The organism is Staphylococcus sp. 231237_7MaSpsaltlick (assembly GCF_043107035.1).
Genome location: NZ_JBICNX010000042.1, coordinates 1 through 12,927, shown reverse-complemented (window position 1 = coordinate 12,927; position 12,927 = coordinate 1). Strand labels below are relative to the sequence as shown.

At 30.0% G+C, this 12,927-nt stretch carries 16 protein-coding genes and 1 pseudogene; 10 read left to right on the top strand and 7 right to left on the bottom strand.

What is annotated here, in order from left to right; all coding sequences use genetic code 11:
* Together ACF91D_RS28520 and ACF91D_RS28515 are read right to left on the bottom strand one after the other, a co-directional pair.
* The coding region (locus ACF91D_RS28520) for a zinc ribbon domain-containing protein (RefSeq protein WP_392438162.1) at nt 1–606 on the bottom strand (606 nt) is incomplete at its 3' end.
* Between the two features lie 19 nt (nt 607–625).
* On the bottom strand, nt 626–1,891 hold the full coding sequence (locus tag ACF91D_RS28515) for a replication initiator protein A (protein ID WP_080946756.1): 1,266 nt from the start codon (nt 1,889–1,891) through the stop codon (nt 626–628).
* Between the two features lie 450 nt (nt 1,892–2,341).
* Between ACF91D_RS28515 and ACF91D_RS28510 the strand changes: the two genes are divergently transcribed.
* Both ACF91D_RS28510 and ACF91D_RS28505 read left to right on the top strand, forming a co-directional pair.
* Nucleotides 2,342–3,136 carry a ParA family protein gene (locus ACF91D_RS28510; RefSeq protein WP_002448023.1) on the top strand — a complete coding sequence of 265 codons (795 nt, stop codon included), beginning with the start codon at nt 2,342–2,344 and terminating at the stop codon, nt 3,134–3,136.
* Nucleotides 3,137–3,141: 5 nt separating this feature from the next.
* Entirely contained in the window at nt 3,142–3,342 is a 201-nt protein-coding gene (locus ACF91D_RS28505) for a hypothetical protein (protein ID WP_002448025.1), read from the top strand.
* Between the two features lie 135 nt (nt 3,343–3,477).
* On the opposite strand, the gene ACF91D_RS28500 is transcribed toward ACF91D_RS28505, so the two are convergent.
* The 4 genes from ACF91D_RS28500 to ACF91D_RS28485 all read right to left on the bottom strand — a co-directional run bounded on the left by ACF91D_RS28500 (nt 3,478) and on the right by ACF91D_RS28485 (nt 5,165).
* The gene (locus tag ACF91D_RS28500; RefSeq protein ID WP_002509686.1) at nt 3,478–3,612 is read right to left on the bottom strand and encodes a hypothetical protein; all 135 of its coding nucleotides are present in this window, start codon (nt 3,610–3,612) and stop codon (nt 3,478–3,480) included.
* Nucleotides 3,613–3,625: 13 nt separating this feature from the next.
* Nucleotides 3,626–4,510, bottom strand: a complete 885-nt coding sequence (locus ACF91D_RS28495) for a permease (RefSeq protein WP_392438161.1) — start codon at nt 4,508–4,510, stop codon at nt 3,626–3,628.
* A gap of 90 nt (nt 4,511–4,600) precedes the next feature.
* Nucleotides 4,601–4,921 (bottom strand): ArsR/SmtB family transcription factor, encoded by a 321-nt coding sequence (locus ACF91D_RS28490; protein WP_002509688.1) that lies wholly within the window; start codon nt 4,919–4,921, stop codon nt 4,601–4,603.
* Between the two features lie 49 nt (nt 4,922–4,970).
* Complete coding sequence (locus tag ACF91D_RS28485; protein WP_002509689.1) at nt 4,971–5,165, bottom strand: hypothetical protein; 195 nt, start codon at nt 5,163–5,165, stop codon at nt 4,971–4,973.
* Nucleotides 5,166–5,449: 284 nt separating this feature from the next.
* Here ACF91D_RS28485 and arsD point away from each other — a divergent pair, with 284 nt between their 5' ends.
* Genes arsD through arsC form a run of 6 tightly spaced genes read left to right on the top strand, consistent with a single transcriptional unit; the run spans nt 5,450 to nt 11,185 of the window.
* Nucleotides 5,450–5,797 carry an arsenite efflux transporter metallochaperone ArsD gene (gene arsD / locus ACF91D_RS28480; protein ID WP_013730043.1) on the top strand — a complete coding sequence of 116 codons (348 nt, stop codon included), beginning with the start codon at nt 5,450–5,452 and terminating at the stop codon, nt 5,795–5,797.
* Nucleotides 5,784–7,505, top strand: a complete 1,722-nt coding sequence (gene arsA / locus ACF91D_RS28475; protein ID WP_392438163.1) for an arsenical pump-driving ATPase — start codon at nt 5,784–5,786, stop codon at nt 7,503–7,505. Before arsD ends, arsA begins: the two co-directional genes overlap by 14 nt.
* Complete coding sequence (locus ACF91D_RS28470; RefSeq protein ID WP_046466206.1) at nt 7,505–9,169, top strand: FAD-dependent oxidoreductase; 1,665 nt, start codon at nt 7,505–7,507, stop codon at nt 9,167–9,169. Before arsA ends, ACF91D_RS28470 begins: the two co-directional genes overlap by 1 nt.
* On the top strand, nt 9,166–9,480 hold the full coding sequence (locus ACF91D_RS28465; RefSeq protein WP_392438160.1) for an ArsR/SmtB family transcription factor: 315 nt from the start codon (nt 9,166–9,168) through the stop codon (nt 9,478–9,480). The genes ACF91D_RS28470 and ACF91D_RS28465 overlap by 4 nt, the downstream gene beginning before the upstream one ends.
* Nucleotides 9,480–10,772: an arsenite efflux transporter membrane subunit ArsB gene (gene arsB / locus ACF91D_RS28460; protein WP_161800957.1), complete on the top strand. Its 1,293-nt coding sequence runs from the start codon at nt 9,480–9,482 to the stop codon at nt 10,770–10,772. The genes ACF91D_RS28465 and arsB overlap by 1 nt, the downstream gene beginning before the upstream one ends.
* A gap of 17 nt (nt 10,773–10,789) precedes the next feature.
* Entirely contained in the window at nt 10,790–11,185 is a 396-nt protein-coding gene (gene arsC / locus ACF91D_RS28455) for an arsenate reductase (thioredoxin) (RefSeq protein ID WP_002509695.1), read from the top strand.
* A 306-nt stretch (nt 11,186–11,491) separates the two neighbouring features.
* Here the strand turns inward: arsC and ACF91D_RS28450 are convergent.
* A pseudogene (locus ACF91D_RS28450) lies at nt 11,492–11,989 on the bottom strand (recombinase family protein); the annotation flags it as partial.
* 125 nt (nt 11,990–12,114) lie between these two features.
* Here ACF91D_RS28450 and cadC point away from each other — a divergent pair.
* Nucleotides 12,115–12,483: a Cd(II)/Pb(II)/Zn(II)-sensing metalloregulatory transcriptional repressor CadC gene (cadC, locus tag ACF91D_RS28445; protein ID WP_002510811.1), complete on the top strand. Its 369-nt coding sequence runs from the start codon at nt 12,115–12,117 to the stop codon at nt 12,481–12,483.
* On the top strand, nt 12,476–12,927 hold a 452-nt coding region (locus ACF91D_RS28440), incomplete at its 3' end, for a cation transporter (protein ID WP_392438159.1). The genes cadC and ACF91D_RS28440, both read left to right, overlap by 8 nt.

The window sequence follows — 12,927 nt, the reverse complement described above, 5'->3', positions numbered from 1 at the left end:
TCCTTTCTTTGCTATATTGCTAGCAGCTACAATATCATTGTTTTGATGTATGAATCCACATTTTGTACACTTAAACTTATTTTTATTAGTTCTGTTGTACTGATTTCTATCATGGCATATTGGACATTCAATAGACGTGAAACTTTCATCAACGATCAGTATTTCGTCACTTTCATTTTTTCGCTGCTTAATCGCAAAATAAGTTAAGTCAAATACCAAACTAGGAAAAGATAAATGATTTGAACCATGATCATCTAATGCAAAGACGGTTTGAAAACGATTGGACGTTTGTTCTAACATTTCGTTAACAACTTGATTGATATGGCTTTTAAGTCCTGTTTTCAGTTTAGAATAAGCTTCGCTATTATCATATTGCTTATTAGCAATACGTCTCTCGTATTTTCTAAAAAGATGGAAGAGCGTGTTATGTTTATCGACAAAAACAAAAGATCGGTCTATATTTGACGCTGTTAAGTAATGGTATTTGCCTAAATCGATACCGATAATATGAGATTTTTCTTGTTTTATATAATCGTTAATCGCTTTGATATACTTATATTTGCAGTTCTCTAGCTTTTCACTAACGAAAAATTCATAGCCTATCATTCCCCTTTTTTCTTGTATTTTATGATTTAAATACGTTGAGTGGGCTGTTTTCAAAGTTTTTTCTACGCATATTCGTTGAGCGCATTTCTTCTAATTCGGACAAAATAGAGCGCATTAAATATCCTTGCATATTTTCCAATTTTTCTTGTTTTTTAACCATTATACCTTTGAATCTTTTAAGTACCGTAAATAATTCATCATCCATATCTTCAAGCATATACACTTCACCATACAAATCATTAAACGAACGCTTAGCTTTTAGTATAACTGATTTAATGATTTGTATTTCTTTAGCACTAAAATTATTCATGTATCTTTTTGTATCTTCGGGCATTTCCTGAAGTTCTAAATGTTTTAAAGCTTCTTCATCGGATTGCTTTTGTAAATGATCTGTATGATTTGGTTGATTAGGTTTTGTATCTTCTATATTTGCCTCTCTTATATCATTCATATCATTCATATCATTAGAATCAATAACACTAATATTAGTGTTACTAAAATCAGTATAACTAGCGTCCCATTTTTTAAGTTTGCAATGTCCCATATCTTTAGTTTGCAATGTCCCATTTTTTAAGTTTGCAATGTCCCATTTTTTAAGTTTGTTGTCATTACGCTGTTTTGGAGGATTTACATATAATTTATCTGCTCTTTTTGAAGGTTTTACTTCTATTAATCCATAAGCAATTAACTCATTTTTGAGCCTAGCCACTTTTTTACGATTTATATTCAAAAATTTTGCAATTTCTTGATTTGGCATCACGCAGTAAATATTATGTGTTTTATCGTAAAAAATATCTTTAAATACACTATATTCATAACGACTTAGATAAATAGCGTAAGTAATAATAGCATCGGGCGATAGTTTATTATAAAATGGATTATCAAAAAGTGCATAAGGCAAACGATAAAACTCATCAATATCATTTAGATAATAGTATTTATCATATGGCTTTTTGGGATATAATCGATTATTTGAAGTAGGAACTCTTATTTCTTCTAAAAGACCATATTCAATCAATTCTTTTTTTAAATTTATAATTGTAGGTTCAGAAACATGTAGCATACCTTTTAAATCTGAATTTGAATATATTGAAAATAAACGATTATTTTCATCTAAAAATTGAGATTGATCTTGGTTATTTTTTGCATAAGCAATTGTTAAACTTTGACGTTCAGTAATAATCGCATAGAGTAATTTACTTTTGGCTCTCATAGCTTTGAACTTGTTGTCTGTAAATAAGAATTTGTGTAGTTTTGTGAATTTTTGATTTTCTTCATTTGTCATAATAAAAAACCTCTTTCCGAATTTTAAATTGGTAAGAGGTAATAAAACGCTTTTATATATTTTCCGTTCATATAATAACTTCAATACTTGCACTAAGTAATCATTCATTATATAATACAAGTATAAATTTGATATTAAATAAACGTGTGCCAACGTTTTATTACCAAACATTTAAGGGCAACTACTACCAATAGTTGCTCTTTTTATTTTGTTATAAATTAATAATAACACTTATATACCTATAGAAACAATTTATTTTGTAACTTTTTATGAGTAACATGTTACATGTAACAAACAACACAAAGAATATATAAGAATGAATTAAGAACAACGAGATTATGTATAAGTTGAAAGAAACAAAGTTTTGCAGTAACATGTTACATGTAACAAACAACACAAAGAATATATAAGAATGAATTAAGAACAATGAGATTATGTAGGAGGGTTATTTTGAATATAATAACAGTTGGAAATTTTAAAGGTGGCGTAGGTAAAACTACAGTATCTACATTACTTTCTTATATTGCATCTGAAAACTATAACAAAAAGGTTCTTTTAATAGATTTTGATCCTCAAGGTAACGCTACTCAAATTATGAAAAGAACTTATCCAGAATTTAAAGAGGAATCACTTTCATTCATAAATATGCTAAAAAGTGGAAATATAGATGAAAGTATCATTAGATTAACTTCTAATTTATCATTATTGCCCGCTGATTCGTCTTTGGCTAATTTATCCGATATTATTTCAAAAACAGACATTTTGAAAAAAAGATATATTTTAAAAAATGTGGTAGAAAAAATTGAAAAAATTTATGATTTCGATTATGTATTTATAGATGTGCCACCTACTATAAATTCAGATTTTACTAATAATGCTGTTTACGCAAGTAATTATATTTTAATGGTATTTCAAACACAACAATCAGCTTATGAGAGCAGTCTTTCTTTTGTTAATTTTCTAAGAGATAGAAAAAAAGAGTCAGATTTACCATTTGAATTAGTTGGTGCAGTTCCAGTATTAATAAAAAAAAATGGACGAGTAGATAAACAAATATTAGAGATGTCTAAATCTGCGTTTTCTGAAGCATTATTTGAACACCAAATATATCAAAGAGAAAGAATAAAAAAGTTCGCTGCTGATGGGATAAAAGATAAAGATATGCATGATAAAAAAGTCATACATATGTTCAACAAAGTATATGAAGAATTAGTTAGTAGAATTAAATTAATTGAGGAGGAATGAAATGTATGGCTGGATTTTTAGATAATATAGATACTTCGGAAGTGAAATACACAGAGAATTATAGACCTATATCTAAAAGTACAACAATGAGAGTAGATACTGATATTAAGAAAAGGCTAAACCAAATGGCGTTAGATAAAGATACGTCTATAAAATCAATAATTGATAAAGTTTTAGAAGAATTTTTAGAAAATAATAAGTATTAAAAAGTTAATTTATAGTAATTTTTCAAATAAAGAAAATGCTAAAATGCGTCACTATACTAGTGACGCATTTTTTGTAACTTCTGATAATCATCGATTATGTTAATAAATGCAAAATCAAACAGAACTTTTTTAATGTTAGCAACAATTTTTATTACCATTTTCTTTTTTCTCATTATTTTCGTCTTTTTTGTCTGTTTTCTCTTCAATTTCAACTGAACAACATGACTGTTCTTGAGGTTTTAATTTTTTTAATGCGTCTTTGATACCCATTTACTTCACCTCCTTAAATGATTAAGTTAACAATTAGACCAGTAGCAATAGCTACGACTAAAATTGCTATAACAAAAGATATTACAAATTTCTTTTTAAATAATTTAGATAACAATACAACTTCAGGAATACTTGCTCCTGCGCCACCTATAATTAATGCTACGACTGTTCCCAGTGACATACCTTTAGATACTAAAGCTTCAGCTATAGGAAGCATTGTTTCTGGTCTAATATACATAGGTATACCAATAACAGAAGCAATAATAACAGAGATAATACTATCGCCACTCGCATATTGTGTTATAAAGCTTTCTGGAATAAATCCATAAATAAATGCACCGATAAATACACCAATAATTAAATAAGGTAACATTGGATATAGGAAAGCCCAAGCATCATTTAGCGCTTGCTTAACACGAGATCCTGATTTATTAGTGAAAAATCCATCACCTTTGACATTAACGCCTTTATAACTCTTTGCTAAATTCACTTTTGAAAAAACAAGGCCAGTTAAAATGCTGAATATCGCTAATACAACAAAATAAACAACAGCAACTTTCCACCCTAATAAAATCCATAGCATAAATATCATGAGTGGATTCATGAGTGGCGAAGCGATTAAGAAACTCATAGCTGGACCAAACGGAACTTTAGAGTTTAACAAACCTGCAAGTATAGGAATAGTAGAACAAGAACAAAATGGTGTAATAGCACCAAAAATCATTCCTAATACATAGTTGGTTGCTTTATTTGGTTTGCTTAAAAGCTTTTGTATTTTATCTTCTGATACTACTTGTTGAATTAAACTTACAATAAAACTTACAACTATAAATAATGCTAACAATTCAAAAAATAACATTAAAAATGTTTTTATGAATTCGATGATTGAATCTGTCATTAGTATAACTCCTCTGAATTTATTTAATCAACTTTTTTTGATATATAAATTAAAAAAAGTTGATTAATATGATGTGTAAGAAGATAAATCCTATAATATTTTACAGCAAGTATCTTCAGTTAATACAACTTGAATTTGTGCTTCATTGATTTTGTAGTAGTTCCAAGTACCGTATTTTTCAGGTATTAAAATCTGTGCACTTACTAGTTTTTTTAAATGATATGAAATTTTAGATTGTTTTAAATCTAATAACTCCTCTAAGTCGCATACACATAGTGATTTATTAGGGCTTTGACTAATTTGATTAAGTATTTTTAATCTATTTTTGTCAGCAAGTGCATTAAACATGCTTTCATAAAAAGCTAATTGTTCATCTTCATTCATATCAGTTTTTGCTTTAATAACTTCCATAAAAAGAACACCTCTTTTTTATAATATTTGATTAGAGTTTATATTATTTTTATTTCAATTCTTGTATTGCTTGTTTGTAGTTATTTTCTGTTGATTCACCATACTGATGAATATTACCTTTAAAGAACTCCTTCTCCATATATATTGTAGCTTCTTTTAAAGTGACTTCTCTTGATACCATAACAAGATTTAAATAACTTACAAAGTAACCAACAGATAAAGTACTTGCGTGGTTTACTCGCAATCAGGCACACCTCCTTATTGTCTAAATAATTTTATTCCATTTAATATATCAATTTTTTTTGATATATTAAATATAAATCAATATATACATTATTGCAAGATTAAAAAACTATAATTTCACATAAACTTAGACATGCTCCACAGCAATAGTAAAAATATTTTCTTCCTAACTATATTATTAGAAACTCAAATTAAGTTAAATTTTAAAAATCCAAATCAATACATAGACACTAATCTATATAGATGCTAATCTATGGTAGTAAAATAATTAATGAGGTGAGTATAATGTTAAATATTGAAATATACGAAGAAGCTATGTGCTGTTCTACTGGCGTATGTGGTCCAGAACCGGATGAAACACTAATAAAGACGAACCAAATCAATGAATATTTAAAACAAAATCAAATAGAAGTTCAACGTTATAATATGAGTAATAATCCGAATGAATTTATTAAAAATAAAGAAGCTATTCGTTTAATTCAAGAAAAAGGTAATGAAGTTTTACCAATCACTTTTATAGAAGGCAATATAGCTAAAACGGGTACTTATATTACCCAAGAAGAAGCCGATGAAATTATTACGGTTAATCAGATGAGAAATGGAGGATGCTGTGGTGGAGATGGATGCTGTTAAATACTTAAATAAATTGAATTTAGATAATGTTGAGTTAACAAAATATTTGTTTTTTACTGGTAAAGGTGGCGTAGGCAAAACGACGATATCAAGTTCTATTGCTTTAAACTTAGCAGAGAATGGAAAGAAAGTAGCTTTAGTAAGTACTGATCCAGCTAGTAATTTACAAGATGTATTTCAAATGGAATTATCTAATAAATTAACTACATATCAACCTATACCTAATCTCTCTATAGCCAATTTTGACCCGATTGCTGCTGCAGACGATTATAAAGCACAAGCTATAGAACCTTATGAGGGTATTCTACCAGAAGATGTGCTTTCTGAGATGAAAGAACAGTTAAGTGGTTCGTGTACAGTTGAAGTAGCAGCATTTAATGAATTTACAAATTTTTTATCCGATAAAACTTTAGAACAAGAATTTGATTTCATTATATTTGATACAGCTCCAACAGGTCACACCTTGAGAATGCTTGAATTACCTTCTGCTTGGACAGATTATTTAAATTCAACGAGTAATGACGCTTCTTGCTTAGGTCAATTATCGGGTTTAAATGAAAATAGAGGTAAATATAATTCAGCACTTGAAAAACTACGTAACCAAGACGATACGACCATGATCTTAGTTGCGAAACCTAACCACTCTTCTATATATGAAATTCAAAGAGCGCAACAAGAATTACAACAACTATCAATTTCTAAATTCAAAGTAGTCATTAACAACTATATAGAAGAAAGTCACGGTTTAATTTCGAGTCAGATGAAATCAGAACAAGATAAAAACATTAATCATTTTACTGAATGGTTAAATAACAATCATGCTTATTACGTTCCATATAAAAAGCAGAAAGAAGAAGGTATAGAAAGTTTAACTAATCTATTAAATGATGATAACTTAATTGAAAATGATGACTTTATTGTTGAAGATCATCCGCAATTCAATAAATTAATAGATGAAATTGAAAATAGTAAAGTTCAATATTTATTTACAATGGGAAAAGGTGGCGTTGGTAAAACGACAGTAGCAACGCAATTAGCTACAGAATTATCTAATAAAGGACATCGTATTCTTTTAGCAACGACTGACCCTACTAAAGAAATTAATGTTGAAACCACAAGTAATTTAAATACTGCTTATATTGATGAAGAACAAGCATTAGAAAAGTATAAAAAAGAAATATTAGCCACAGTGAATGATGATACACCACAAGACGATATTGATTATATTATGGAAGATTTAAAATCACCTTGTACAGAAGAAATAGCATTTTTCAAAGCCTTTAGTGACATTATGGAGAATCAAGAAGACATGGATTACGTAATTGTAGATACAGCTCCTACAGGCCATACCTTGTTGTTACTTGATTCTAGTGAAAATCACCATAAAGAACTAAAGAAAAAATCAACTCAAACTACCAGTAATGTTGAAACGTTATTACCTAAAATTCAAAATCAAGATTTAACACAGATGATAATCGTAACACTAGCAGAAAAAACACCTTATTTAGAATCTAAACGTTTAGTAGAAGATTTAAATAGAGCCGATATAGGACATAATTGGTGGGTCGTTAATCAATCATTAGTTACGCTAAATCAACGTGATGACCTTTTTAGTAACAAAAAAGAAGATGAATCGATTTGGATAAACAAGATTAAAAATGAAAGTCTTAATAATTACTTTGTCATACCTTATGGAGGGTTAGAATAATGAAAAAAATTGTTATCATTGGTTCAGTTGCTGCCGGTACGAGTGTCGCGGCTAAAGCAAGAAGAAATAGTGAAGATGTTGAAATTACCGTTTTTGATAAAGGTAGTGATATTTCGTATTCCGTATGTGGTATCCCCTACTATATAGGAGGTAATGTATCTGATATTGATGAACTCACGCCACGAAATGCTAAATGGTTTAAAGAACGCTTTAATATAGATATTTATACAGAATATGAAGTGAATAAGATAAATGATAGTGATCAAACAATAACAGTTACTAATTTAGTAAATGATGAAAAGATGATTCAAAAATATGACGAATTAGTATTAGCAACAGGTTCATCGCCTAAAGAACTCCCTCAATTAAATAGCGAAGAATATAATAATGTGTTTAAAGTTAAAAATATTAATGATGCCAAAGCAATTTATAATTATATTAATGACCATGATGTTCAGAATATAACAATCGTTGGCGGTGGATTTATTGGTTTAGAGATGTTAGAACAATTATCTAATTACAACACTTCAATTGTTCAACGTAACACTTTTATGCCTCATTTAGACTACGATATGAGTTTTATGATTCAAGAATATATTGAAGATAAAGCTAACGTATATACCTATAATGAAATTGACATTATTGATTATGATGAGAATCATACGATAAATAGAGTCAGCTTAAAAACTGGCGAATTAATTGATACAGACTTAATCATTATTGGGATTGGTGTCACACCAAATACTAAATTAGCTAAAGAAATTGGTATTAATATTGGAGAATCTGGAGCAATACAAACCAATAAGTATTTGGAAACAAATATTCCTCATATATATGCAATTGGTGATGCAGCAGAAAGTTATAATTTAATTACTGGTAATCCTATATATAGACCGCTAGGTTCTACAGCAAATAAAATGGGTCGTATTTTAGGAGATCGATTAACTGGTGGAAATCTAGAACATAAAGGCATTTTAGGCACAGGCATTGTCCGTATCTTTGATATGACAATTGCCCAGACAGGTTTAACCGAAAAAGAAGCTGTTGAGTTAGAAATTGATATTGATGTATTACACAATGTGAAACCGAATCGTCCAGAATATATGCAAGGTCAAGAAATGGTGATTAAAGCTATATTTGATAAAAATAATTCTAAATTACTTGGTGCGCAAATAGTTGGGTATGAGGGCGTAGACAAGAGAATTGATGTACTAGCTACTGCTATAACATTTGGTGCCAAAGCAGAAGATTTATTTCATTTAGATTTAGCATATGCACCTCCTTTTTCTACAACTAAAGATCCTGTTATTTATACAGGGATGATTGGTCACAATATTACTCGGGGACGTAAAATTATAACGCCTGAAGAAGTCGTAAAACAAAAAAATGATTTATTGATTTTAGATGTACGTTCTCCAAAGCAATTTGAAGTTGATCATGTTGATGGAGCGATTAACGTCCCATTGAAAACGTTGAGAAGTTATGCAAAAACGTTAGATGAAAATCAAACAATCGTGACTTATTGTAATAAAGGTACTACTGGTAATGCTGCACAAAACGTACTTATTAATTTAGGCTTTAAACAAGTATATAATTTATCAGGTGGCAATAAAAATTATCAACGATATAAAAGGTTTCAAGTAGAAAGGGAGAAGAAAAATTGAATTATAATGAGATATCACAATACTTAAAAGTGATTGCTGATAGTAGCCGTCTTGAAATATTAGATTTGTTATCTTGTGGTGAATTATGCGCTTGTGATTTATTAGAGCATTTTTCTTTTTCTCAACCCACATTAAGTCATCATATGAAAGTATTAAAAGACAATAATTTAATTACATCCAGAAAAGATGGTAATAAAAATTTATACAAATTGAATCATGACGTATTAGATGACGTTACATCACGACTGACTCTATTGGGTTCCAGTACTGTCCCATGTATATGTGAAACAGTAGAGAAAGGTGAGTGTTAATTATGATGATATTAGCAATCACAATATTTGTATTAACGTTAATTTTTGTTATATGGCAACCTAAAGGTCTAGATATTGGTATTACTGCATTAATTGGTGCTGTAGTTGCTATAATCACTGGCGTTGTAAGCTTTTCAGACGTACTAGAAGTTACTGGAATTGTTTGGAATGCGACCTTAACTTTTGTTGCAGTTATTCTTATTTCACTCATATTAGATGAAATTGGCTTCTTTGAATGGTCTGCTATACATATGGTGAGAGCATCAAAAGGTAGCGGATTGAAAATGTTTATCTTTATCATGCTATTAGGTTCAGTTGTAGCAGCCTTCTTCGCAAATGATGGTGCAGCTTTAATACTGACGCCTATTGTTTTAGCTATGGTTCGTAGTTTAGGATTTGATAAAAAAGCGATATTTCCATTTATTATTGCTAGTGGTTTTATTGCAGATACCACATCATTACCACTTATTGTTAGTAATTTAGTTAATATTGTTTCTGCTGATTACTTTGATATTGGATTTGTTGAGTACTTCAGTAAAATGATTATACCTAATATATTCTCTCTGATTGCTAGTATTCTCGTCTTATGGTTATATTTTAGAAAGTCTATCCCAGGAAAATTTGATGCAGTAAATATTAGAGAACCAAAAGAAGCGATTAAGGACAAAAAGCTTTTTAACATCTCGTGGATTGTACTCACTGTATTGCTAGTTGGTTATTTAATAAGTGAATTTATAAATATTCCAGTATCAATTATTGCTGGTATCATTGCTTTAATATTTGTATTATTAGCGCGTAAATCTAAAGCCGTGCATACGAAACAAGTAATTAAAGGTGCGCCATGGAATATTGTTTTATTCTCCATTGGTATGTATCTCGTCGTATTTGGTTTGAAAAACGTGGGCATTACAACACTTCTTGGTGATGTACTAACAAACATTTCAAGTTATGGCTTATTTAGCAGCATTATGGGTATGGGCTTTGTAGCTGCATTCCTATCCTCTATTATGAATAACATGCCAACCGTTTTAATAGATGCAATAGCAATTGGTCAATCGAGTGCTACAGGAATATTAAAAGAAGGTATGATTTATGCGAATATTATCGGATCTGATTTGGGGCCTAAGATAACACCAATTGGTTCGTTAGCCACACTTCTTTGGTTACACGTACTAACTCAAAAAGGTGTCAAGATTTCTTGGGGAACCTATTTTAAGACCGGAATTATTATCACAATCCCTGTTTTATTTGTAACCCTATTAGGTCTATATTTAACACTAATAATTTTTTAAAAGAGAGGTAATAATAAATGGATAAGAAAACAATTTACTTTATATGTACTGGTAATTCTTGTCGTAGTCAAATGGCTGAGGGCTGGGGAAGAGAAATACTCGGCGAAGAATGGAATGTTTACTCAGCAGGTATCGAAACGCATGGCGTAAATCCTAAGGCGATAGAAGCTATGAAAGAAGTGGATATTGACATATCAAACCATACTTCTGATTTAATTGATAATAAAATTTTAAGACAATCAGACCTAGTTGTTACACTTTGTAGTGATGCTGATGAGAATTGTCCAGTCATCCCGCCTAATGTAAAAAAAGAACATTGGGGCTTTGATGACCCAGCAGGTAAATCTTGGTCAGAATTTCAACGTGTAAGAGATGAAATAGGTCAAAAGATCAAGCAATTTTATGATAATTAAGTTAATATAAAATTCAAAAACAGAGGATAAGCATTGTTATATGTGCTTATCCTCTGTTTTATATAATGATATTTGCTGCTTACCTTTTTCTGTTAGTTCTGCATATATTGTTGTGCCACATATAGGAAAACACCCATTGTAGAATAACTCTATATTTTTTGCTAAATCTTGCCTCGCTATGCTTTCAAGTGCTAATAAAAAATTTTTTCGCTTACATCTAAAGTTTTAAAATCTACACTTTATTCTTCTCTAATCGATAACAGTACATTATACACTAAATCTTGTTTTAACAACGTTCATCACCTCTTATTTATCTAGATGACGATACAAGGTTGCTCTACTTATATTTGTCTGTTCTTTTATCTCATCTAAAGTGTATTTTTTGCTCATATACATCTCAATAGCATCTCTAAGGTTATTATCATCGCGTTTGGGTCTACCTAAAGTTTTTCCTTTTTTTGCGTAATTTTCTAATCCTGCTCGTGTTCTAAATTTAACGATGTCACTTTGAAAGTCTGTAATATTATGTAATATTTCTAGAAATTCCCCTTTGATATCTTTATAAATATATCGATTTAAATTGATTACATATAAAGATATTTCCTCTTGTGAAAGATAATCTAATATATCTACTAAATGCTTCGTAGAATCTGCAAGTATACATAAATCCGTAATATATAACTTATCACCCGTCACTAGTTTCTTGCTTAAAAGAACATCTAATTCATTTCTATTTTTATTATTAGCATGAATTTCTTCAACAATTTCATTTGTATGGGTTTCGATTTTCTTTTTTTGTTCGTTTTTGAGACTAGAATTTTATGCCCTACTTACTTCTTTTATTTTCATTCAAATATTTGCTTGCATGATGAGTCGAAAATGCTTATAATATATTCAAATAAATATTTGAATGAAGATGGGATGATAATATGAAAAAGAAAGATACTTGTGAAATTTTTTGTTATGACGAAGAAAAGGTTAATCGAATACAAGGGGATTTACAAACAGTTGATATTTCTGGTGTTAGCCAAATGTTAAAGGCTATTGCCGATGAAAATAGAGCAAAAATTACTTACGCTCTGTGTCAGGATGAAGAGTTGTGTGTTTGTGATATAGCAAATATCTTAGGTATTACGATAGCAAATGCATCTCATCATTTACGTACGCTTTATAAGCAAGGGGTGGTCAACTTTAGAAAAGAAGGAAAACTAGCTTTCTATTCTTTAGATGATGAACATATCAGGCAGATAATGATGATCGCCCTAGCACATAAGAAAGAAGTGAAGGTCAATGTCTGAACAAAAGGTTAAACTAATGGAAGAAGAAATGAACGTCTATCGGGTCCAAGGATTTTCATGTGCAAATTGTGCAGGAAAGTTTGAGAAAAATGTTAAAAAGATTCCAGGCGTTCAGGACGCAAAAGTAAATTTTGGAGCTTCAAAAATTGATGTCTTCGGCAGTGCAACTGTTGAAGAACTAGAAAAGGCTGGTGCTTTTGAAAATCTTAAAGTGGCACCAGAGAAACCTAAAAGACGGGTAGAACCTGTGGTAATTAAAGATAAAAACGTTTACCGTGTGGAAGGATTTTCCTGCGCAAATTGTGCGGGGAAGTTTGAAAAAAATGTAAAACAAATAGCTGGAGTTGAGGATGCAAAAGTAAACTTTGGCGCTTCTAAAATTGATGTATATGGAAATGCATCGGTTGAAGAACTTGAAAAAGCAGTTGCTTTTGAGAATCTAAA

Coding starts and splice junctions, on each gene's coding strand:
- ACF91D_RS28515 (WP_080946756.1), bottom strand. CDS start 1,891: ATGACAAATGAAGAAAATCAAAAATTCACAAAACTACACAAATTCTTA.
- ACF91D_RS28505 (WP_002448025.1), top strand. CDS start 3,142: ATGGCTGGATTTTTAGATAATATAGATACTTCGGAAGTGAAATACACA.
- ACF91D_RS28500 (WP_002509686.1), bottom strand. CDS start 3,612: ATGGGTATCAAAGACGCATTAAAAAAATTAAAACCTCAAGAACAGTCA.
- ACF91D_RS28495 (WP_392438161.1), bottom strand. CDS start 4,510: ATGACAGATTCAATCATCGAATTCATAAAAACATTTTTAATGTTATTT.
- ACF91D_RS28490 (WP_002509688.1), bottom strand. CDS start 4,921: ATGGAAGTTATTAAAGCAAAAACTGATATGAATGAAGATGAACAATTA.
- arsD (WP_013730043.1), top strand. CDS start 5,450: ATGTTAAATATTGAAATATACGAAGAAGCTATGTGCTGTTCTACTGGC.
- arsA (WP_392438163.1), top strand. CDS start 5,784: ATGGATGCTGTTAAATACTTAAATAAATTGAATTTAGATAATGTTGAG.
- ACF91D_RS28470 (WP_046466206.1), top strand. CDS start 7,505: ATGAAAAAAATTGTTATCATTGGTTCAGTTGCTGCCGGTACGAGTGTC.
- arsC (WP_002509695.1), top strand. CDS start 10,790: ATGGATAAGAAAACAATTTACTTTATATGTACTGGTAATTCTTGTCGT.
- cadC (WP_002510811.1), top strand. CDS start 12,115: ATGAAAAAGAAAGATACTTGTGAAATTTTTTGTTATGACGAAGAAAAG.